Origin of the sequence: Hymenobacter yonginensis (assembly GCF_027625995.1) — a bacterium.
Taxonomy (GTDB): domain Bacteria; phylum Bacteroidota; class Bacteroidia; order Cytophagales; family Hymenobacteraceae; genus Hymenobacter; species Hymenobacter yonginensis.
This window is the reverse complement of the sequence record NZ_CP115396.1, coordinates 3416792-3437276: the sequence shown is the minus strand read 5'-3', so window position 1 is coordinate 3437276 and position 20485 is coordinate 3416792. Positions and strand designations below refer to the sequence as shown.

The 20485-nt window shown below is 60.7% G+C and carries 20 protein-coding genes; 8 read left to right on the top strand and 12 right to left on the bottom strand.

Translation table 11 applies throughout. The annotated features are described in order from the left end of the window. Positions 1-39 precede the first annotated feature (39 nt). The 3 genes from O9Z63_RS14900 to O9Z63_RS14890 all read left to right on the top strand — a co-directional run bounded on the left by O9Z63_RS14900 (position 40) and on the right by O9Z63_RS14890 (position 4051). Complete coding sequence (locus O9Z63_RS14900) at positions 40-2724, top strand: T9SS-dependent M36 family metallopeptidase (protein ID WP_270126059.1); 2685 nt, start codon at positions 40-42, stop codon at positions 2722-2724. 125 nt (positions 2725-2849) lie between these two features. Then, positions 2850-3284, top strand: coding sequence for a hypothetical protein (locus tag O9Z63_RS14895; protein WP_270126057.1), 435 nt, complete (start codon positions 2850-2852; stop codon positions 3282-3284). Continuing rightward, positions 3281-4051 (top strand): J domain-containing protein, encoded by a 771-nt coding sequence (locus O9Z63_RS14890; RefSeq protein ID WP_270126056.1) that lies wholly within the window; start codon positions 3281-3283, stop codon positions 4049-4051. The genes O9Z63_RS14895 and O9Z63_RS14890 overlap by 4 nt, the downstream gene beginning before the upstream one ends. A gap of 77 nt (positions 4052-4128) precedes the next feature. On the opposite strand, the gene O9Z63_RS14885 is transcribed toward O9Z63_RS14890, so the two are convergent. Both O9Z63_RS14885 and O9Z63_RS14880 read right to left on the bottom strand, forming a co-directional pair. Continuing rightward, positions 4129-4899: a TerC family protein gene (locus tag O9Z63_RS14885; protein WP_270126054.1), complete on the bottom strand. Its 771-nt coding sequence runs from the start codon at positions 4897-4899 to the stop codon at positions 4129-4131. Positions 4900-5007: 108 nt separating this feature from the next. Then, a complete protein-coding gene (locus O9Z63_RS14880; protein ID WP_187314205.1) occupies positions 5008-5505 on the bottom strand; it encodes a YajQ family cyclic di-GMP-binding protein in 498 nt (165 codons plus the stop codon). Between the two features lie 147 nt (positions 5506-5652). On the opposite strand from O9Z63_RS14880, the gene O9Z63_RS14875 reads away from it, so the two are divergent. Further along, positions 5653-6105 carry a GNAT family N-acetyltransferase gene (locus tag O9Z63_RS14875; RefSeq protein ID WP_270126053.1) on the top strand — a complete coding sequence of 151 codons (453 nt, stop codon included), beginning with the start codon at positions 5653-5655 and terminating at the stop codon, positions 6103-6105. Between the two features lie 86 nt (positions 6106-6191). Beyond that, complete coding sequence (locus O9Z63_RS14870) at positions 6192-6674, top strand: PaaI family thioesterase (protein ID WP_270126052.1); 483 nt, start codon at positions 6192-6194, stop codon at positions 6672-6674. A gap of 303 nt (positions 6675-6977) precedes the next feature. Here the strand turns inward: O9Z63_RS14870 and O9Z63_RS14865 are convergent, their stop codons facing one another. The 3 genes from O9Z63_RS14865 to O9Z63_RS14855 all read right to left on the bottom strand — a co-directional run bounded on the left by O9Z63_RS14865 (position 6978) and on the right by O9Z63_RS14855 (position 9882). After that, on the bottom strand, positions 6978-7985 hold the full coding sequence (locus O9Z63_RS14865; protein ID WP_270126050.1) for an NYN domain-containing protein: 1008 nt from the start codon (positions 7983-7985) through the stop codon (positions 6978-6980). A gap of 716 nt (positions 7986-8701) precedes the next feature. Further along, positions 8702-9442, bottom strand: coding sequence for a metal-dependent hydrolase (locus O9Z63_RS14860; RefSeq protein WP_270126048.1), 741 nt, complete (start codon positions 9440-9442; stop codon positions 8702-8704). Positions 9443-9669: 227 nt separating this feature from the next. Continuing rightward, positions 9670-9882 carry a hypothetical protein gene (locus tag O9Z63_RS14855; RefSeq protein ID WP_270126047.1) on the bottom strand — a complete coding sequence of 71 codons (213 nt, stop codon included), beginning with the start codon at positions 9880-9882 and terminating at the stop codon, positions 9670-9672. A gap of 200 nt (positions 9883-10082) precedes the next feature. Between O9Z63_RS14855 and mfd the strand changes: the two genes are divergently transcribed. Next, complete coding sequence (gene mfd, locus O9Z63_RS14850; protein WP_408613548.1) at positions 10083-13607, top strand: transcription-repair coupling factor; 3525 nt, start codon at positions 10083-10085, stop codon at positions 13605-13607. Positions 13608-13649: 42 nt separating this feature from the next. On the opposite strand, the gene O9Z63_RS14845 is transcribed toward mfd, so the two are convergent. From O9Z63_RS14845 to O9Z63_RS14830, 4 genes are all read right to left on the bottom strand, one after another. Further along, positions 13650-14210, bottom strand: a complete 561-nt coding sequence (locus tag O9Z63_RS14845; protein WP_270126046.1) for a 3'-5' exonuclease — start codon at positions 14208-14210, stop codon at positions 13650-13652. A 1-nt stretch (position 14211) separates the two neighbouring features. After that, a complete protein-coding gene (locus O9Z63_RS14840) occupies positions 14212-15015 on the bottom strand; it encodes a hypothetical protein (protein ID WP_270126045.1) in 804 nt (267 codons plus the stop codon). Between the two features lie 106 nt (positions 15016-15121). Continuing rightward, entirely contained in the window at positions 15122-15469 is a 348-nt protein-coding gene (locus tag O9Z63_RS14835) for a DUF5615 family PIN-like protein (protein ID WP_270126044.1), read from the bottom strand. Further along, positions 15466-15687 (bottom strand): DUF433 domain-containing protein, encoded by a 222-nt coding sequence (locus O9Z63_RS14830; RefSeq protein WP_270126043.1) that lies wholly within the window; start codon positions 15685-15687, stop codon positions 15466-15468. Before O9Z63_RS14830 ends, O9Z63_RS14835 begins: the two co-directional genes overlap by 4 nt. Positions 15688-16141: 454 nt before the next feature. On the opposite strand from O9Z63_RS14830, the gene O9Z63_RS14825 reads away from it, so the two are divergent. Further along, the gene (locus O9Z63_RS14825; RefSeq protein WP_270126042.1) at positions 16142-16828 is read left to right on the top strand and encodes a hypothetical protein; all 687 of its coding nucleotides are present in this window, start codon (positions 16142-16144) and stop codon (positions 16826-16828) included. A gap of 402 nt (positions 16829-17230) precedes the next feature. Here the strand turns inward: O9Z63_RS14825 and O9Z63_RS14820 are convergent, their stop codons facing one another. The 3 genes from O9Z63_RS14820 to O9Z63_RS14810 all read right to left on the bottom strand — a co-directional run bounded on the left by O9Z63_RS14820 (position 17231) and on the right by O9Z63_RS14810 (position 19675). Continuing rightward, positions 17231-18208, bottom strand: a complete 978-nt coding sequence (locus O9Z63_RS14820; protein WP_270126041.1) for an ABC transporter ATP-binding protein — start codon at positions 18206-18208, stop codon at positions 17231-17233. A gap of 234 nt (positions 18209-18442) precedes the next feature. Beyond that, positions 18443-19045 (bottom strand): DUF4136 domain-containing protein, encoded by a 603-nt coding sequence (locus O9Z63_RS14815; RefSeq protein ID WP_270126040.1) that lies wholly within the window; start codon positions 19043-19045, stop codon positions 18443-18445. Positions 19046-19174: 129 nt separating this feature from the next. Further along, a complete protein-coding gene (locus tag O9Z63_RS14810) occupies positions 19175-19675 on the bottom strand; it encodes a YdeI/OmpD-associated family protein (protein ID WP_270126038.1) in 501 nt (166 codons plus the stop codon). Positions 19676-19792: 117 nt separating this feature from the next. On the opposite strand from O9Z63_RS14810, the gene O9Z63_RS14805 reads away from it, so the two are divergent. Next, positions 19793-20485, top strand: coding sequence for an SGNH/GDSL hydrolase family protein (locus tag O9Z63_RS14805; protein ID WP_270126037.1), 693 nt, complete (start codon positions 19793-19795; stop codon positions 20483-20485).

Sequence of the window (20485 nt, the reverse complement as noted above, 5' to 3'; positions counted from 1 at the left end):
AATACCCTGCCCATCCCTCATTTCTACTTTCCTAACCGGATGAAACAAACGTTTACTTTGCCAAGCACCCGCGCGTTGGCGGTTGCTGCTATGCTGGCCATTCCGGCTCTGGCGGCCGCCCAACAGGCGCCTCTCAACCGGGCGCTGGCTGCCCTGAGCACCACTGCCGCCCGCCAGGGCCTGAGCGAGCAGGATCTGGCCAGCCCGGCCGTAACCAGCAACTTCACCGACGCCAGCACCGGCCTCACCCACGTGTATCTGCGCCAGCGCTACCAGGGCATTGAGGTAGCAGGTGCCGTAGCCAACGTCACGGTTGCCGACAACGGTAAGGTGGTGGCGCTGCACCAGAACTTCGTGGCGGGCACTGCCGCCAAGGCCCGCACCACGGCGCCTGGCCTCACGCCGGCGCAGGCCGTGGCCGCCGCCGCCCGCGCCCTGAACATGCCCGCTCCCCGGTCGCTGAACGTGGTAACCGCCGGCCAGCCGGCCGAAGGCATGACGTTCAATAACGCCGGTATCTCGCTGGAGAAGATTCCGGTGAAGCTGATGTACCAGCCCACGGCCAACGGCGAGCTGACCCTGGCCTGGGACGTAACGCTGGCTCCGCTGGATGGCGAGCATTACTGGAACGTGCGTGTAGACGCCCAGACCGGCGTTCTGCTGGCCAAAGACGACTATAGCATCTCGGAGCCGGTTTCGTTTGCCGAGATGACGCAGAAGACGCTGGCCTCGCGCAACTGGCAGCAGGTGCTGACTCCGGCCGCCACGGCCAGTAAGGTAACGGCCCCCAACTCCTACAACGTTATTCCGCTCACCATCGAAAGCCCCATCCACGGCTCCCGTCAGCTGCTGGTGAACCCTGCCAACACGACATTTTCGCCGTTTGGCTGGCACGATGTGAACGGCGTGGCCGGTGCTGACTCCACCAACGCCAAAGGCAACAACGTGTATGCCTACCTGGACCGCGACAACACCAACGTCTACAAGAAAGGCACCAGCCCGGAAGGTGGCGCCACCCAGATTTTCGACTTCCCCTTCGATCAGACGCTGCAGCCCGATGCTTACAAAGAGGCCGCAGTAACCAACCTGTTCTACTGGAGCAACATCGTGCACGATGTGATGGCCACCAAAGGCTTCACGGAAGCGGCCGGTAACTTCCAGGTGAAGAACTACACCAGCACCGGCGGTGTGCCTACGCCAGGCGGCAACGACCCGGTACAGGCCCAGGCCCAGGACGGTGCAGGCCTGCCCACGCCCAACCGTAACAACGCCAATTTCTCGACGCCCAACGATGGATTTGCTCCTCGGATGCAGATGTACGAGTGGACGGGCGATGTGCAGGTGCGCGTGACGGCTCCCTCTACGTTGGCCGGCCCGCTGACGGCCCAAGAAGGTTCAAACGGTCGTCGGATCGAGCAGTTTGCATCGCCCATTACGGGTAACTTGGTAGCCGTAGACGACGGCTCGGCCCAACCGACGCGTGGCTGCAACCCCACGTTCGTGAATGCTGCCGCCATCAACGGCAACATTGCCTTGATCCGGCGCGGTAAGTGCAACTTCTCGGTCAAAATCAAGAACGCCCAGAACGCCGGCGCTAAAATGGTGGTGGTGATGGATAGCATTGCCGGCGCAACGGCGCTGCTGACCATGGCCGGCACTGCCCCGGATTCGGTGGGCATTCGCATTCCTTCGGTGTTTGTAAGCAATGTGGAAGGCATGCGCCTGAAGGCTGCGCTTGATGCCGGCCAGACCGTTACCATCACGGCTGGCTCCACGCCGCGCCGCGACGGTGACTTCGACAACGGCATCATTGCCCACGAATACGGCCACGGCATCTCCAACCGCCTCACCGGTGGCCGCCTCAATTCCAACTGCCTCACCAATGCGGAGCAGATGGGTGAGGGCTGGAGCGACTACTTCGGCCTGTGGCTGACCACCAAGGTAGGTGACGTAGGCACTACAGGCCGCGGCATCGGTACGTATGCCTCGTCGGAGCCAACCACGGGCCCTGGCATTCGCCCTACCCGCTACAGCACCGACATGAGCATCAACCCGGCGACGTACGCGCTGATTGGCACGGCGGGCTATGGCGCCGCGACTGGCCAGCAGCACGCCATCGGCTACGTGTGGTGCACCGCACTGTGGGACCTGAACTGGGCATTGATCGGCCGCTACGGCTACAACGCCGACCTGACGGCCAGCACCGGTGGCAACAACATTGCTATGCGTCTCGTGATGGAAGGCCTCAAACTGCAGCCTTGCGGCCCGGGCTTCCTCGACGGCCGCAACGCCATCCTGAAGGCTGACTCCGTGCTGAACGGTGCCGCCAACTCTGACCTGATCTGGCGTACGTTCGCTCGTCGGGGCATGGGCTTCAACGCTGTACAGGGCCTCTCGACCAGCGCCACCGACAATACGGCCGGCTTCTCGCTGCCCACGGTGCTCAGCACCAGCAAGCGCCTGAGCGAGCAGATGCTGGAAGTGTACCCCAACCCCGCCCGCGACCAGGTATTGGTGCGCACGCAGGTGAGCAGCAAATCCGCCGTATCGGTGCAGCTGCTGACCCTGATGGGCCAGGTGGTACGCACGCAGTCGGTTTCGGCCGCCTCGCTGCAGCAGAACGGTGTGCAGGTGAACACGGCCGAACTGGCCAATGGCGTGTACGTAGTGCGTGTTACCACTTCCGAAGGCACCATCACCAAGAAAGTATCGGTGCAGCACTAAGAGCACCCGCAAGCGCCGCCGTGGCGGTGGTTTGCGCGGCCTGCCGCATCAGCTGAAGAACCCGCCCGACAGCCAGTCGGGCGGGTTTTTTGTTGCTCTCTTTTCCTCTTTGCTTTTTGCCCCCGATGCTGCCTGATTCTGCTTCCCCACCAACCCGGCCCGATGCGGCCCTGCTGGCTCTGCGCCCCCAGCTGCCGCAGGTGCTGCCCGCCTCCGGCGACGCTACCGCCGCCGACTTCCTCCACCACACCCTGCGCCCGCTGCTGAAGCTGCAGAACGACGTGCTGCTGGCCACCGTGGCCGATTTCGTGCGCGACCACCACATTGCCCTGGCCGCTGCGTCTGCTACAGAGCAGGCCCGGCTGCTGGCGGAGCTGCTTACCCGCAACACCAAGCTGCGCTACACCGTCATCGGGTTGATATGTGGTCTGTTTACGGCGGCCGAGTTGAGTTACTACCGCCAGCACCGTTCCGAGCTGAACCGCCGCCTGCTGGAGCTGGCTACCCGCCGCGTGCAGGACCAGGCCGCTGCTGTGGCCGAACTGAGCGCTAGCCAGTGAGCTACTACGCCGTATTAGAGCTAAGTACGCAGGCGTCGCCCGAAGACATTCGGCGGGCCTACCGCCGTCTTGTGCTGAGCACCCACCCCGACCGTACCCCCGACCCCGCGCAGCACCGTCGCTACTTAGCCATTAATGAGGCCTACGAGACGCTCAGCGACCCTGCCCGCCGCGCGGCATATGACGCGGCCCTGGCCCGGGCCCACCACCGGCCCACGGCTCCGGCGGTTTCGCCCGAGGCAAGCCGCCGCCCGCCGCCCGTAGAGTTCCGGCGGGGCCAGTGGCGCACTATCCTGAAAACCCAGCGCTTCGACTACGGCCCTTATGTTGCACCGGCCCGCCGCTGGTGCCAACTACTGCTGGTGCTGCCGTTGCTGGTACTGCTCGACTTTTACGGCCCCCGCCGCACCGTCACGGCCACCTTCGACGCCATAGCGGTGCAGCGCAGCCCCGACACCATGTTGCGCTACAGCATCAGCACGTCAAATGGCTCGTTCGTAACTCCGCTGGAGGTGCCGAATGATGTGCCGGCATTTCAGCTGCGCGTATCCTGGCTGTTTCGGTTTGTGCACGAGGCTCGCCTGCCCGATGGAAGGATGCTCCCGCTGGAACCGGAAATGGGCAGCATGGTCTTTTTCGTGGGCCTGCTGGCCTTGCTGGCCGCCACGGCGCAGTGGCCGCAGCTGTCGGCCGGAGCCGTTGTCAACCTGAGTATAGTGGCTAGTGTAGTTGGCCTGATTGCGCTGCTGCTGGCTTTGACAACGTGACACCCTCTGGCTACTGCCCATAAAAAAAGCGCCCGCAACTACAGTTGCGGGCGCTTTTGCATAAGGCTGCTCTGTCGTTAGTCGTACTGCGAGTCGCGCAGGTGGACTGGCTCGGTTTTCTTGCGCAGGCGCATGTTGAGCACTTCTACAATCAGCGAGAAGAACATGGCGAAGTAGATGTAGCCTTTCTCGATTTCCTTGTGGAAGGCCTCCATCACCAGCATCACCCCAATCATAATCAGGAAGGAAAGGGCCAGCATCTTGATGGTGGGGTTGCGGTTCACGAAATCGGCCACCACGCCCGAGAAGGCCAGCATTACGCCCATCGACAGAATCACGGCCAGAATCATGATCAGCACGTTATCCACAAGGCCCACGGCCGTCAGGATGGAGTCGAAGCTGAACACGATGTCGATAAGGATAATCTGGAAGATGATGCTCCCAAACGACGCTCCGGCCTTGCCGGCTTCGGTTTCTTCTTCCTCGCCCTGCAGCTTGGTGTGAATTTCGGTGGTGCTCTTGCCGATCAGGAACAGACCGCCGCCCAGCAGGATTAGGTCGCGCCCGGTCACTCCGAACGGCTCCGTCATCCAGGGCAGATCAAGGGTAAACAGCGCCGCTTTCAGGCCCACAATCCAGCTGATGCTCAGCAGCAGCCCGATGCGGCACAGCAGCGCGAGCAGCAGCCCGATGCTGCGGCCCCGCTGCTGCTGCTCGCGCGGCAGGCGGTTGACGATAATGGAAATGAAGATGATGTTGTCGATGCCCAGCACGATTTCCATGAACGTCAGCGTAAGCAGGCTGACCCAGGTCTGCGGGTTGGAAAAAACCGAAAAGTCGAAGTGCATAAAGTCAAAAAGGTTGAACTGCTTATTGGTTGAATGGGGAACTGGCAGTTACATGGGCCGGTATCGGGCCACGGAGCCGCCACCGGGCAAGGCCGCCACTAAGCCATTCTAGCTTTTCATGTTCACGAACTGCAGGGGCTGGCCGATGTCGGCGGAGCGCTGGCGCAGCAGCGCAATAACGCCCTGCAGCTCGTCGATTTTCTTGGCCGTCACGCGCATCTGGTCGTCCTGCATCTGCACGTCTACCTTCAGCTTGGCATCCTTGATAGCCTTGCTGATTTTGCGGCCCACTTCTTTGTCGAGGCCGGCGCGCACCTTGATGGTTTTCTTGATGAGCTGGCCGCTGGCCTGCTCTTCGGCCGAGAAGTCGAGGGCCGTGCCATCGATGCCCTGCTTCACCACGCGGCCCAGCAGAATGTCTTCCAGCGCCTTCACGCGCATGGAGTTTTCGGAGCTGAGCTGGATGGTGTTCTCTTTTTTGTTGAGCTCGATGCCGCCTTTCGTGTCGCGGAGGTCATACCGGGTCTGCAGTTCTTTCTGCGCCGTATTCACGGCGTTTTCCAGGGTTTGCGGATCTACTTTGCTGACGATATCGAAGGAGGCCATGGGAAGAAGAAAAGGAGGAAATGAAAGGCAGTACGCCAAACCGGCGCGGCGGTTGGCGCGGGCCGTAAAGGTAGGAAGGCGGGGCTTATTGCCGGGCTCCTGTTTTTGAGTATCCTTGCGCCGGCCCACCCGCATACCTCCGCCGCCATGCCCCTGCAAACTCCCCAGAATCCCACCGAATGGGCGGCCTACTACCGCCTTCGCTACGAAGTGCTGCGCCAGCCCTGGCAGCAGCCCGAAGGCTCGGAGCGCGTGCCTGAAGACGGCCTGCCCACCACCGTGCACGCCCTGGCCCTGGACGACAGCGGCCATGCTACCGGCGTGGCCATGCTGCAGGCCGCCGGCCCCGGCACGGGGCAAGTCCGGTTTATGGCCGTGGTTCCCGCGTGGCAGGGCCGGGGCGTGGGCCGGCAACTGTTGGGGCATCTGGAAGCGGCCGCCCGGCAGCGCGGCTACGGCCGGCTGGTGCTGCACGCCCGCGAGGCGGCCGTACCCTTCTACATCCGGCTCGGCTACACGGTGCAGGCGCCCTCGCACACGCTGTTTGACACCGTCGCGCATTTTTTGATGCACAAAGAGCTGGCGGCACCCACGCGCTGAGCGAGCGGCCCACAGGGCCGCGTTGTATATTGCCTGCTGTGCCGCCGGGCGTGAGTTGCCCGGTCGGCCTACTTGCCACCGTCTCTATGGAACAGCTTCCCGACGTGGCCACGCTCGTGGCCATCTACAACCAGATCAACACCTACGGCCGCACCAACGGCATGACCCTGACCGTGCACAGCCCCGGCGACGCCGAGTACCACATGACCATCCGCAACGAGCATCTGTCGTCGCCGGGGACCTGCCACGGCGGGGTGCTGGCCGGGCTGATGGATGCGGCGCTGGGGGCGGCGGCCCTGTCGCTGGCCTTCACGGCCGACGAGCTGGTCTCGACGGTGGAGTTCAAGATCAACTACCTGCACCCCGTGCGGCTGCACGATACGCTGGTGGCCCGGGCCCGGGTGGAGCACGCTGGCAAAACCCTGCTCGTCAGCAGCGCCACCATCGAGTGCCCCGCCCGCGACGGGGGCTTAGTGGTAGCTCGCGGCATGGGCACCTTCAACCGCTACCCCGCCGACAAGCGCGACTTCCACCGCCTCCTGTTCCCGGATGCCGAGCCGCAGGAGTAGGGAGTATTGATTGATAATGTACCCAAGTTGCGGAGAATAAGGGTTAGGATTAAAAGCTAATTCCCCTCCTTGGAAAGGAGGGGCTAGGGGTGGTTGACGCGCGCTAGAACAATACTAGAGCTAGTCATCGTTCTGGCGTCCATCAACCATCCCTAACCCCTCCTTTCCAAGGAGGGGAACTAGAACTAGGATCATAGTCCACAGCTTGGGGCAACTGCTTAATCCAATAAAAAACGCCAGCCGCTCGATGGAGCGGCTGGCGTTTTTTGGGGTTGCCTGTATGGGCACCGAGAAGCGTAGGGCCTACAGGTGCTCCGACGAATCGGCCGACTCGTGCTCGGTTTCCTCCTCGTCGTACTCGTCGCCTTCTTCCATAGCGGGAGCGGCTACTTTGCGTACGTTGCGGGCGCAGTCCTCGTCGCGGTGGTTGCGGCCCACCGTGAATTCCACCCAGTCGCCTTCACGCAGCTCGTTGAAGTCGCCTTCGGCCATGTCGGCGTAGCTGAAGAACAGGTTGTTCGGCGGCATCACCACGAAACCGAACCCGTTTTTCAGGTTCTTGATGGTGCTGATTCCTACGGTGCCTACCGGGCCGGCAGCCGTGGGGCCGGTGGGGCGCACTGGCTTGGCCGCCGCCGGGTAAGGCGCGGGCTCGGGCGTGTTCACAAACATGGTTTCGATCAGCTCGTCGGCATCGGCCAGGCCCTGGTCGATGATTTCGTGCATCTGTACCGGGTAGGTGGCCTGCTCCAGCAGGTGCTGCGAGGCGCGCGTCACGCGGGCTTCGCCCTTGAAATCCACGTATTTGAAGTCCCAGTTGAGCAGCATTACCCGCGTGCCAATGGTATTGAGCTTCTTGATGAGCGGCACGTAGTCGGAGTCGCCGGCAATCAGCACCACTACGTCGTAGCTTTTGTGCAGGGCCAGCTCCAGCGCCTCTAGGCTCAGCCACACGTCGATGCCTTTTTCCTGCAGACGGCCGTCGCGCGTTTTCAGGGGCATGTAGTGCGTAGCAATGCTCATATTCATCAGAATATCGTCGAGCAGCCGGTCGTGGAAGAGGCGGTCCTTGTCGCGTGCTTCCGTGGCCGATAACCGGCCGCGGAAGAAGTGGGCGTCGATGATGCGGCTCAGACGTACGTCCACGTCTTCTTCCTCTGCTACCTGATGGCGAATAAACTCGTGCAGACCTTCCAGGCTAATCCGGGCCTTACGCTCATGCTGGAAGTAGTAGTAATCACTGATCTTCAAAAAATAATTGCCGTCATAAAAGACGCCGACCCTGATCAGAGGGCTATTAATCTGGTTCATACAAGAAGGGTTGAAGGGTAAGTAAAAAAGGTGTGTGTGGGGGGTAGGGGGGCAGTTAATTTGTTTTCAGTCATAGCCATTGCTGGCATAGTCTGATGCCAAAGATACGATACCTATTGTTTTAGCTGCCTGCATGATAGACTATATTCGGTGCCTGCCCAGGATTGCAAGCCAAACCAGACAAAATACCAGTTAAAGCTACCTGAACACCATCCGCTATTGCCTGATCTGCCGGCTGCTCCCCTACCACGTCGCTGTTTCCACAGAAGCCAAGTATTGGCCGCCGGTGCTGCCTGACGGGGGCAGCGAACCGGAAAAGCGACTGTAATATTAAATAAAATATATTTTACATAGGCGTATCCCTGAACGTATGATCATATATGCAAAGTGCATTTCGGCGCTAATCTAACAAAACCGGCCATTACCCGCCGAAATTATACCCGGCACGTCTGGCAGTATTCAGCCGGCCGGGTAATGCATACGGCAAAGCGCTCTGCCAGCCGCATAGTACGTGGCGTTATATGAAGGCTGTATGAACCAACTACGTGCTATAACCCGACTATTAGGGTGTATGTTGCTGATAATAAGTGTCCTCTATTTACAGAGCCGAAGTGAATAGGGCAGGGGGCAGCGCACAGCAGTTTCTGCCGCCGGCCTAGACAGTAAAATGCAGGCAGTGAAACTACCTGCACGTATGTATGCACATGATTTTATACCTAAAATTCAATTCTGCCGGCTACCAGGCCCAGCACCAGCATGGCGTATCCTACACAAATAGTTACTTCCAGCATATTGCCACTGGGCGAACCGGTGCGGATCAGCGGAATCTTGAACGACGTGTCCAGCAGCGGCATCAGCCACTTCACGCCGGCTTTGGTGAGGGTGTCGGCCAGCAGGTGCGAGACGTAGCCGCCGCCGGCAAACAGCGCCACGCCGTGCCAGCCCAGGCTCTGGTTGGCCAGGTGGCCGATGTAGGTCCAGAGGGCGGCGGCCCAGATGGTGTGCGTCCAGGAGCGGTGGCTGGTGAAGGGCGCAATGGCCACGAAGCAGCCCAGCATGCTCAGCCACAGAAAACCGGTGTACAGCCCCGCCACCACCGTGCACAGGCCCGTGAACAGCAGCGCCAGCCGGCGCGTAGAGTCGCCCTGCATAGCCGCGCCGATGAGGCCGAACGCCAGGGCCGCTGTGAAGCCCATGCGCCGGTCGGGGCCGATGGGGAGCATGAAGTGGGTGTAGGCGGCCAGCAGCAGCGCCACCACCACAAAGGCCCAGCGCACATAGGCCTGCGCGAAGCCCAGGCGCTTGCTGAGGCGGGAGCTGGGGTGGTCGAGGTCGGGGGCGAGGGCCGAGAAGCCGGCCAGCGCAATACCGGCTGGGGAGAAGGGGATGCCGGGCACCAGGCCCGCGACGGCAACGCCGGTAATCAGGCCAATGGCCAGGTGAGAAGAACCGCGCAAAGAAGATAGAGTATAAAGGGCGAAAACTGCCCGCAAAGGTGCAACAATAGCCGCGCCCGCCCGTCTTCCACAGTGCCTGGAAAGCGGCAGGAAGCATAACAGGTTGCGGCCTTGGGCTACAGTGCCGGAAAGAGTATCGGGTAGCTTCCGGCTATAAAGTAGGTGCCCTGCTCTCAGAAGCACGGATACCAGTTCGTAGCCCTATACTGTAAGAGGTATGGCCCGGCCTACCACTTGCCGGAACTGCCTTTCAGGTGGCCGCGGATGTCCTGGACCTGCGTTTCCAGCAAGGCCAGGCCGCGCCGGAAGGCGTCGGTGGCTTCGGCCTTGGCCTGCTCGGGCAACGGGCCCTGTTCCTGCACCTGCTGGCGCACCTGTCGGAGGTGATGCAGCAGGTTGTCCCACTCGTCGCTGCCTGGTTGGTTGTGCGTATCTGCCATTGCCCTATGCCCCCCCGGGCTACATTAGCTGCATGAACCCGGAAGATACGGCAACCGGGCGCAAGTCGGACGGAAACTTTCGGGGCCGCCCGGTGGTATTGAGTACCGCGCCCTGTTGGCGCCTGTCAGCCTGCCTCGCCCGACCGGATTTTCATTCGGCCGGGCTTCTACCTTTGCCTCCTCCCTAGCCGATACTCGTTTTGAAGGTCACCGATTTACTGAAGCTCTACGCCCTCGACCCCACCGGCATGACGCTGGGCGCGCGCCTGAACCCCGCCACCCGTCGCTCCCTGCGGCCCGCCGACAAGGCCGAAGCGCCCGTGCGCCTGCACCTGCGCGGCCTCGTAGGCTCCCAGGATGCCGTGCTGGCCGCCGCCGTCCACCAGGAGTATCCCGATCAGCACCACCTGTTCATCCTCCACGACCGGGACGAGGCCGCCTACTTCCTGGCCGACCTGCAGCACCTGCTTCCCGACGAGGAGCCTCTCCTGTTCCCCACCTCCTACAAGCGCCCTTACAGCTTCGACGAGACGGAAAACGCCAACGTGCTGATGCGGGCCGAGGTGCTGAACAAGCTGAACTCGCACCGCGGCCCCAAAACCACCGCCGAACAGGCCGCCGACGACGCGGCCGACGCGGCAGAAACCGACGGCCAGGGCAAGAAGCGCGGAAAGGCCAGCGCCAAAGAAACCGCCGGTGTGCTCATCGTGACATACCCCGAGGCCCTGTTCGAGAAGGTTATCAACAAGAAAAGCCTCGTGGCCAACACCTTTCTGGTGAAGGTGGGCGACAAGCTGGACGTGAACTTCGTGAGCGACATGCTGGCGGAGTACGACTTCGAGCGGAGCGACTTTGTGTACGAGGCCGGCCAGTTTGCCGTGCGCGGGGGCATCGTGGACATCTTCTCCTACGCCAACGAGCTGCCCTACCGCATCGAGCTGTTCGGGGATGAGGTGGAGACGATTCGCACGTTTGACCCGGAAAGCCAGCTGTCGGTGGAGAAGCGGCAGCAGGTGAGCATCATCCCGAACGTGCAGACCAAGCTGCTACAGGAGACGCGGGAGGCGTTTCTGGAGTTTATCCCGAAAAACACCGCCGTGTGGGCCAAGGACGTGCGCCAGACGCTGGACGTGGTGGATGAGTACTTCGACAAGGCCGAGGCGGGCTTCCAGGAGCTGCTGGCGGTGGCGGGCGGCACCCAGGTGGTGAGCAAGCCGGCCGAGTTGTTTGAGTCGGCCAAGACGCTACGCAAGCTGCTGGAAGGGTTTGCGGTAGTGGAGTTCGGCAAGCGGTTCCACTTCAAGGCCGGCGCGGAGGAGTTCCAGTTCAGCGCCAAGCCCCAGCCCAGCTTCGGCAAGGACTTCAACCGCATCGTGAAGAACCTGCACGACAACCAGGCCAAGGGCTACACCAACATCATTGCCGCCGAGCAGGTACGCCAGGCCGACCGCCTGCGCACCATCTTCGACGAGCTGGACAACAACGTGCAGTTTCAGCACCTGCTGCTGGGGCTGCGCGAAGGGTTCATCGACGAGACGCTGCGCCTGGCTATCTACACCGACCACCAGCTGTTCGAGCGGTTCTACCGGGCCCAGGAAACCCGCAAGTTCTCCAAGAAAAAGGCCCTCACGCTAAAAGAGCTGCGCACCCTGGTACCCGGCGACTACGTGGTACACCAGGACTACGGCATTGCCCGCTTCGCCGGCCTCACCCAGGTAGAAATCAACGACAGGCTGCAGGAGGCCATCCGGCTGGTGTACCGCGACGACGACGTGCTGACCGTCAGCATCCACGCCCTGCACAAGATTGCCAAGTACAGCGGGGCCGAGGGCACGCCGCCCACCATGAGCAAGCTGGGCTCGCCGGAGTGGGAAAACAAGAAGAAATCGGTCAAGAAAAAGGTGAAGGACATTGCAGCCGAGCTGATCCGGCTGTACGCCAAGCGCAAAACCGCGCCCGGCCACGCCTTCGCCCACGACTCCTTTATGCAGGCCGAGCTGGAATCGAGCTTTATCTACGAGGACACCCCCGACCAGGCCAAGGCCACCGAGGACGTGAAGCGCGACATGGAGGTGCCCCACCCCATGGACCGCCTCGTGTGCGGCGACGTGGGTTTCGGCAAGACGGAAGTAGCCATCCGGGCCGCCTTCAAGGCCGTGGCCGACGGCAAGCAGGTGGCCGTGCTGGTGCCCACCACCATCCTGGCCATGCAGCACTACAAAACCTTCCGCGAGCGGCTCGGCAACTTGCCCGTGACGGTGGAGTACGTGAACCGCTTCAAAACCACCAAGCAGATCAAGGAAACCCTGGGCCGGGTGGCCGACGGCAAAACCGACATCCTCATCGGCACTCACCGCCTCACCAACAAGGACGTGCAGTTCAAGGACCTGGGTCTCTTGGTGATTGACGAGGAGCAGAAGTTCGGGGTGAAAACCAAGGACAAGCTCAAGGAAATCAAGGTGAACGTGGACACGCTCACGCTCTCGGCCACGCCTATTCCGCGCACCCTGCACTTCTCGCTGATGGGAGCCCGCGACTTGAGCGTGATTGCCACGCCCCCGCCCAACCGCCAGCCGGTGCAGACGGAGCTGCACGTGTTCGATGAGCTGCTGATCCGCGACACCATTTCGCGGGAGCTGAAGCGGGGCGGGCAGGTATTTTTCGTGCACAACCGCGTGAAGGACATTGAGGAGCAGGCCAGCATGATTCTGCGCCTCGTGCCCGATGCCCGCGTGACCTACGTGCACGGCCAGATGGACGGCGACCTGCTGGAAAAGCGTATGATGAAGTTCGTGGACGGCGACTACGACGTGCTGGTGGCCACCACCCTCATCGAATCGGGCCTCGACATTGCCAACGCCAACACCATCCTCATCAACCGCGCCCACATGCACGGCCTCTCCGACCTGCACCAGATGCGGGGCCGCGTGGGCCGCTCCAACAAAAAGGCCTACTGCTACCTGCTCACGCCCCCGGTGGCCGGCCTGCCCTCCGACGCCCGCAAGCGCCTGAGCACCCTGGAGGAATTCTCGGACCTGGGCGCGGGCTTCAACGTGGCCATGCGCGACCTGGACATCCGGGGCGCGGGCAACCTGCTGGGCGGCGAGCAGTCGGGCTTCATCAACGACCTAGGCTTTGAAACCTACCACCAGATTCTCGACGAAGCCGTGCAGGAGCTCAAGGAAACCGAGTTCCGCGACCTGTTCCTCGGCGACCCCACCCAGCGCCTGCAGGAAGCCGCCGGCACCGGCCGTCCCAAGGAGTGCAACATCGAAACCGACTTGCAGGTGCTCATTCCGGACCGCTACGTGAGCAGCGTGTCGGAGCGCCTGCAGCTCTACAGCAAGCTCGATAGGGCCAAAAACGCCGAGGAGCTACGCAAGCTGCTCACCGGCATCGTGGACCGCTTCGGGCCGCTGCCCCAGGAGGTGGAGCAGCTCGCCGACATCGTGCGCCTGCGCTGGCTGGCCTGCCAGACCGGCTTCGAAAAGCTCACGCTCAAGAAGAACCTGCTCAAAGGCTTCATCCCGGCCACCAACAACGAGCCCTACTTCCAGGGCGCCACCTTCGGCAACATCCTCAGCTACGTGCAGACCCACCCGCGCTCCGCCTCCATGAAGGAGCGCAAAGAACAGCTCATCATCTCCTTCGAAGACGTGAAAAGCGTCCAGGCCGCCAAGCGGATCCTGAGCGAGCTGGTGAGTGAGGAAACGGTGGGGGTGTAAGCAATAGTATAGAAGGCGGGGGTATTTGTGCTCCTCTGCCTTCTATATCATTGCTTGTATTTTATTTATAATATTCTCATAAACCTCTTTGCAAAGCAAAGCATCTTCATATGCATTGTGATATTTTTTTCTTTTTAAGGAAAAATAATTAACACATTCAGATAAAGAGTTCACTTCTTTGTTAAAAATATTTAATCTGTTTGCAACCTGAGAAATAGACTGCACGTCTATATGCCTGTAATTTATTTTATTAAATGTATCTATCATATTATTGTAATAACATATTTTTTTAAAAAATCCAACATCAAAGCTTATGTTCCATGAAGCGAAGCAATAATCAGTTCCCATAGACTCGAAAAATAAATTAATAACATTTTCTTGAGATGGAGATTCGTAAAGATCTGAATATTTAATTCCATGTATATCAAAAGCACTATTATCTATTATTGCATTATTAGGCAAGGATATTCTAGAGTAGAATTTATTTATAATATTTAATTCACCATCTACAACTAAAGCTCCAATTTCTATTGGCTCGTCTTTGTAAATATCTATTCCAGTCGTTTCAAAATCTATAAAGCAAATGTTCTTTTGCTGAGCCATGTTAGAATTGCTTTAGTTCGTACGAAGTAGGATCATCAATAATGCTTTTTATCTCTTCCATACACTTTTTATAAATACTTCCCTTATCCAATGTATCTTTAACATATATTGCAATAGGCTTTACTGATTTATCAACCGATATTTTGGATGGGCAAAATAATATGTAATCGTCCATTCGATAAAAGGAATAGAAAACAGGATGCCTTTTCATTATATATATTTTAACTTTCGCCTTTAGCTTTTTCCTTGCTTTCATATCTGAGAAATACGTAAACAAAGTTTGTTGAGAATCTACAACTCTTTGCTTGATGCGTGCAGCTGCATAGCTTTGATCATTAGCGCCCCAATGATTGCCGAGTCCATCTATAAATGGATTGTCTTCATGAAACATAAACAAAGTAATCGTAGCGTTCTTTTTTCCTGCAACAGAAGTTAATGAGTCTCGTATATTGTTAAATACTGTTTGGCCATATGTAAGATAAATAATAACATCACTACAATTGGCTACCGAATTTCTAAGATCAAAATCGGAAAAATTACTATAATATTTTACTATACCTGCATTTATAACTTCTTTTGATATATTAAAATTTCTCAACATATCATTGAATATTTCTTTTCTCGAAGAAATGTCAAAATATATACCAATAATTAAACCTGTTAAAATAGCCATCAGGACATTAAACCCCACATTAATTAATGTGGACTGAATACCTACTTTATAAACTGTCTTAAGGTATTCAAACCAAGATATAAGAAGCAGTAAAATCAAAGATCCAATTACAATATAATATTTCTTCTGCATGTTAATAGTTAGTCAGAATGTTGGGAGTTAGGATTGCAAGTTTACGAACGCAACACTTGCTTTAAAAAATGCATAGCAAAATGGGGCTGCACCGCTAGGGCCACGATTACCGTAGCTCCCCATACAGTGTCAGGCAATACGTATCAGTGCCAGAGGCCAGTTCAGCTTCTATCGTAGCCTGATGCTGCTGCAGCAACGCGGCCAGGGCGGCGGTGGGCAGGTTGCCGGCCCGGAGCAACAGAACCTTCGGCGGAGCACCGTAAAGCGTGCTCAGCTCCACAAAATCGTCGTCGTGGGTGACGATAACGAACTCATGCTGACGGGCATAATCCCAAATGAGGCGGTCGGTTTTGCCCAGCAGGCCCAGTCGCCGCACCTGCTCCGAGCCGGGGAAAGCCTCGGCCAGCAGGGCCACTACCCGGTAGGAAATGTTTTCGTCCAGCAGCAGCTTCATCCGGCAATGCGCAGATGCCGCTCCCGGTCGGCGGCGTAGAGCAGGCAGGCCTGAATCTGCGCCTGAGTCAGCTCCGGGAAGTCCTCCAGAATCTCCGGTATTGTCTGGCCGCTGCCCAGCCAGCCCAGCACATCGGCCACGCTGATGCGCGTGCCCGTAATGCACGGCCGCCCGAAGCGTACCTCAGGGTTGATAGAAATCTGTGCGTAGTAGTCCATAAGTCTAGGGCTTTCTCAAATGTGCGGAATATTGAGAAAATAGTTCTCAATACTTGCTTCAGGTACACCTCTCACGCCCACCACACCCACTCCCGCCGCTGCTACAGCCTCTGCGGCGGCGGGCTGAGGGCGTCGCGCCCCCGTTACCAGCGGATGCCACCCGGTTAGCCCGGCTTGTCAGCCCGCCACCGGGCGTTGTCACCGGGGCAGCGGCCCTTGTCACGGGGGCAGCGGGCGGTGCCACCGGGTCAGGGGGCCTTGTCACGGGGGCCGAGGGCCTTGCCACCCGGTCAGCGCCAGGTGTCACGCGGGCAGCGGGCGTTGCCACCGGGGCGGGGGGCGTTGTCAGGGCGGCAGCGGGCGTTGCCACTTCGGCAAAAAAAGTTGCCGTTCAGCTTGGCAGATGCTCCCGGCCACCGCTTATCTTCCGCAGGTACTTAACACTTATGCTCTTATGACCGATAAACAACGCGCCCGCCTCACTATGATGCAGGCCACCCTCGCCGTCCTCGACCAGTATGCCGAGGTCTATGCCGCCAACAAAGCCCTGGGCACCGCCCGCGCCGAGTTGGCCGCCCTGGTCCAGGACCTGGACCCCACCGCCGCCACCCAGCAAAGCGCCGCCGCCCCCCGCAGCGCCGGGGCCGTGAAGAAGGCCACCAAGGAGCACCTGGCCCAGCGCGCCGCCGAAGTAGCCGCCGCCCTGCTCGCCCACGCCGACGAGCAGCAGGACATCCGCCTCCACACCGACGCCGACTACACCGAGCGCCAGCTCCGCCGCGCCCCCGACAACGACCTGGCCCGCATCAGTAAAAACATCCACGAGCAGGCCACCGCCCACTTCGCCGCCCTCCAGAACCAGGGCGTCACGCAGCAGGAGCTCACCGAGCTGGTCGCCGCCCTCACCGCCTTCCAGGCCGGCCAGTCGGCCCCCCGCCTCGCCTCCGCCGACGGCAAAGCCCACACCCAGGCCCTCGCCACCGACCTGCGCGCCGCCGTAGCCCTGCTCCGCAACCGCCTCGATAAGTACCTGGTGCGCTACCAGCGCCCCGAGCCCCGCTTCTACACCGCCTACCAGTCGGCCCGCCAAACCATCAACACCGCCCAGCGCACCGAGCAGCCAGCCAAAGCTATCAGCTAGCGCGACAAGCTAAAAAGCTAGTTCCCCTCCTTGGAAAGGAGGGGTTAGGGGTGGTTGACAAGCGTTGAACGGTGTTTAGAAATAAATTCTAGTAATCGTTCTAGCGTTCATCAACCACCCCTAGCCCCTCCTTTCCAAGGAGGGGAACTAGCTTCTAACTCTAATCTGACGTGCGCCCTTCTCCAGGCAAACCCGCAACGGCCGCTCCTGCCCAGGAGCGGCCGTTGCGGGTCTAGTACCAGTGTAGAGACGCGTATTCGCGTCTCTTCGTCCGCGCCGCCTGGGCAGCACGGCCCCACACCGGTCGTTCAACGACAAGACGCGAATACGCGTCTCTACAGTGGTGCCGCCCGGGCAAGTACGGCCCCGGGCCGTTCAACGACGAGACGCGTATTCGCGTCTCTACCCCAGATACCACGCCGCCGCGGCGCCCACTGTTACGGCCTCGCCGGGCGCTACGGTGGGGGCGGCTGTTTTCACGGTCAGGCAGCCACTTTTAAGGGCCACGTCCACTTCGGAATAGCTGCCCATGAAGCGCACGGCCCGCACGGTGCCGGCCAGGCCCGGGCCCTCCGGATTGAGCTGCAGGGCCTCGGGCCGCACCAGCAGCGGCTTGCGGCGGGGCTTCAGGCCGGCCTGCTGCGCTAGCGCCGCGGCCAGCGCCCCGGTCAGCAGGTTGTAGTCGCCGAACAGGCCGGCGGTGTATTCGTTGGCGGGCTGCTGATACACCTGCTGGGGCGCGCCCTGCTGCACCAGCCGGCCCGCCTGCAGCACCAGCAGCTCCTCGGCCCAGGCCAGCGTGTCGGTGGGGTCGTGCGAGACGAGGATGCTGGTCAGGTCCAGCTCGGCCCCGATATCCTCCAGCACAGCCTTGAGCTGCTGCTTGTGGGCGCGGTCGAGGTTGGAGAAGGGTTCGTCGAGCAGCAGCAGGCGCGGGGCGCCCAGCAGCAGCCGGGCCAGCGCCACGCGCTGCCGCTCGCCACCCGACAGTTGGTCGGTGCGGCGCGCCAGCAGGTGCCCGATGCGGCAGAGCTCGTAGAGGGCCTGGGCTTCGGCGGCCGGCCGCTGGCTGGCGTAGCGCAGCACCTGCTCCACCCGCAGCGAGTGCGGCAGCTCCAAGTGCTGCGACAGATACGCCACGCCCGGATGCCCCGGAATCAGCACGTCGTGGGGCCCGCGCACGCGCCGCCCATCGAACGTGATGGTGCCGGCCGTGGGCTGCACCAGCCCGGCCACCACCTGCAGCAAAGTGCTTTTGCCGGCCCCGGTTTCGCCCGCAATGGCCAGCCGCCGCCCCTCCGGCAGCGCAAAGCTGATGTCCTGCAGCGCCGTGTGGCTGCTTTCCTGCACCGAAATCCCCGCAACCTGCAATAAGCTCATAGATGCCCGCTCACTTGTAAGCGGGCAACCTTCGCCCGCCCCGCAAAGCTACGCCGTTCAGCCTCGGCGCAGGGTGAGTGGCGGGAGCAGCCAGCTAAGGCTAAAAAGCTAGTTCCCCTCCTTTCCAAGGAGGGGAACTAGCTTTTAGCTTTAGTATCCGCAAACCGGCCCGGCCCAAACGCACCAGAGCCGCGACAGGTTGCGGCTCTGGCTTGTTATTCGGAAGCAAGCTGCTTACAGCTTCTCCACCGGAAACTTATCGAGAATATCCTTGGCCGATTTAGAGAATTCCTCGCCGATGCGGCCGGGGTTGCCCACGGCGTCGGCCACCGAGCCGCGCCACACCAAGTTGTTGCTGCGCGCATCCACGAAGTCCAGAATCATGGTGCCTTCGGTGAAGGTTTCGGTGCGGGTGCCGGTGTTGTAGTACGGCGACGAGTAGAAGTAGCCGTAGTTGATAGGCAGGAAGCGGCCCCGGTACGCGAAAGAGTAGGGGTAGGCGAAGCCGGCCGGCTGCGGGTTGGTTACGGTGCGCTCGGCCTCCTCAATGTAGAGGTGGTAGGTCAGGTAGAAATCGGGCTTGGTGCGGCCCGTGGCCTGCCGGATGCCGCGCTTGGCCAGCTCCGAGCTGATGGCGCTCTGAATCTGCTGGTCGTTGAGGCTGCTCTTGTAAATCGGGTTGGCCGAGCTGGCCGATTTTACCTCCGTGGTGGCCCAGTCGTAGGTTTTATACTGCGAGAAGTCGGTGCCGGGGCGCTGCTGCACGGCCACCGAGGGCGAGCAGGCGCTTACCAGCACGGTAAGCAGGAAGAGGAAGATATTGGCGGTGGTTTTCATGGCGAAGAAAGGCTGGTGGGAAGTAACAGATACGTTGGCTATACCCGCTCCGCCACCCGGAAGTTGCGCCGGGGCCTGCTCCCAACCCGCTGCCATCCACCGGATTCGTAGTGCTCAGGGTGCTTGCCGTCAGGCTGGGGGCACGCAGGGGCCCGGGCCGGCGTGCGCGGCCAGGCGCTGACAGGCGGTTTCCATGCGGGCTACTTTCTGCTCGTCGGTGGGGGCGGCGGCCACCCACGCCACCCAGGTTTGCCGGGTGGCGGCGGGCAGCTGCGCGTAGCAGGCCAGCGCCCCGGGCACTTCGGCCAAGCACTCCGTGAAATCCGCGGATGTTACCGTGAGGGGCGCCTCTTCGTCGGCGCACAGCAGCTGCAGGCGCACCACGTCGCCGGCTTCCTTGCCGATTTGCTTGCGGATAGCGGCGCGCACCGGCAGAAACAGCCGGCCCCCACCCAGCGGCATCAGCGTGGCATTTTCGAGTGCAAAGTCGTCAATCTGCCCGCTTACCCGCAGTTGGTTGAACCACGACCTGGGAGCCGCCACCGTGGCCGGCAGCGGCGCATACGTCCAGCCGCCCTTGCCGGGAAACCGTTCCAGCGTCACGTCGCCAATGAAAAGTTCGATGGGCATACGGCAGGCGGCCCGCTCGCCGGGCCGGCGCAAAAGGTGGAAGATGCAGCCTTTGGTACGTGTCGGCCGACTACTGGATACATAGTTACCACGCGGCTTCCTCTTTCTTGTATGTTTATGCTGAATTCGATGCGCTGGCTGGCCGTTGCCGCCGGCCTGCTGCTGGCGGCTCCCGGCCAAGGTGTGGCCCAGTCGGCCACCGTGCCGCCCCTCAACCCCGCCCAGTGGACGCAAGAGCTGCGCGCCTTCGCCCGCCAGGACAGCCTCACGCCGCCGCTGCGCAAGCCCATTCTGTTCTACGGCAGCTCATCCATCCGCAAGTGGGAAACGCTGCGCCAGGACTTCCCGGGCCGCCCGGTGCTCAACCGCGGCTTCGGCGGCTCCCGCTTCCCAGACGCGCTGTACTTCTTCGAGAAGCTGGTGGTGGCTTACCAGCCCCGGCAGGTGGTGCTCTACGAGGGCGATAACGACATTGGGGCCGGCGCTACGCCGCAGGAAGTGTTTCAGTCGTTTCTGGCGTTTGAGCAGCTGATGCAGCAGAAGCTGCCCAAGGTGCCGCTGGTATTTCTGGCCATCAAGCCCAGCCCCTCGCGCTGGGCGCTCTACCCGAAAGTGCAGGAAGCCAACCGCCTCATCCGCGAGTACGTGGCCGCCCACCCGCAATACCTGCGCTACGTGGATACCGCCACGCCGCTGCTGGGCCACAACGGCCGCCCGCAGCCGCAGTTCTACGTATCAGACAGCCTGCACATGACACCTGCCGGTTACCGGGTGTGGACGCGGGTAGTAGGGAAGGGGCTGAAGAAGTAG

Bases quoted from the DNA above. Each gene is read 5' to 3' on its own strand.
- O9Z63_RS14825 (WP_270126042.1), top strand. From the start codon at position 16,142: ATGACCGATAAACAACGCGCCCGCCTCACTATGATGCAGGCCACCCTC.
- O9Z63_RS14870 (WP_270126052.1), top strand. From the start codon at position 6,192: ATGGAACAGCTTCCCGACGTGGCCACGCTCGTGGCCATCTACAACCAG.
- O9Z63_RS14880 (WP_187314205.1), bottom strand. From the start codon at position 5,505: ATGGCCTCCTTCGATATCGTCAGCAAAGTAGATCCGCAAACCCTGGAA.
- O9Z63_RS14820 (WP_270126041.1), bottom strand. From the start codon at position 18,208: ATGAGCTTATTGCAGGTTGCGGGGATTTCGGTGCAGGAAAGCAGCCAC.
- O9Z63_RS14845 (WP_270126046.1), bottom strand. From the start codon at position 14,210: ATGGCTCAGCAAAAGAACATTTGCTTTATAGATTTTGAAACGACTGGA.
- O9Z63_RS14865 (WP_270126050.1), bottom strand. From the start codon at position 7,985: ATGAACCAGATTAATAGCCCTCTGATCAGGGTCGGCGTCTTTTATGAC.
- O9Z63_RS14900 (WP_270126059.1), top strand. From the start codon at position 40: ATGAAACAAACGTTTACTTTGCCAAGCACCCGCGCGTTGGCGGTTGCT.
- O9Z63_RS14840 (WP_270126045.1), bottom strand. From the start codon at position 15,015: ATGCAGAAGAAATATTATATTGTAATTGGATCTTTGATTTTACTGCTT.
- O9Z63_RS14810 (WP_270126038.1), bottom strand. From the start codon at position 19,675: ATGCCCATCGAACTTTTCATTGGCGACGTGACGCTGGAACGGTTTCCC.
- O9Z63_RS14885 (WP_270126054.1), bottom strand. From the start codon at position 4,899: ATGCACTTCGACTTTTCGGTTTTTTCCAACCCGCAGACCTGGGTCAGC.
- O9Z63_RS14895 (WP_270126057.1), top strand. From the start codon at position 2,850: ATGCTGCCTGATTCTGCTTCCCCACCAACCCGGCCCGATGCGGCCCTG.
- O9Z63_RS14835 (WP_270126044.1), bottom strand. From the start codon at position 15,469: ATGAAGCTGCTGCTGGACGAAAACATTTCCTACCGGGTAGTGGCCCTG.
- O9Z63_RS14855 (WP_270126047.1), bottom strand. From the start codon at position 9,882: ATGGCAGATACGCACAACCAACCAGGCAGCGACGAGTGGGACAACCTG.
- O9Z63_RS14830 (WP_270126043.1), bottom strand. From the start codon at position 15,687: ATGGACTACTACGCACAGATTTCTATCAACCCTGAGGTACGCTTCGGG.
- O9Z63_RS14815 (WP_270126040.1), bottom strand. From the start codon at position 19,045: ATGAAAACCACCGCCAATATCTTCCTCTTCCTGCTTACCGTGCTGGTA.
- O9Z63_RS14805 (WP_270126037.1), top strand. From the start codon at position 19,793: ATGCTGAATTCGATGCGCTGGCTGGCCGTTGCCGCCGGCCTGCTGCTG.
- O9Z63_RS14875 (WP_270126053.1), top strand. From the start codon at position 5,653: ATGCCCCTGCAAACTCCCCAGAATCCCACCGAATGGGCGGCCTACTAC.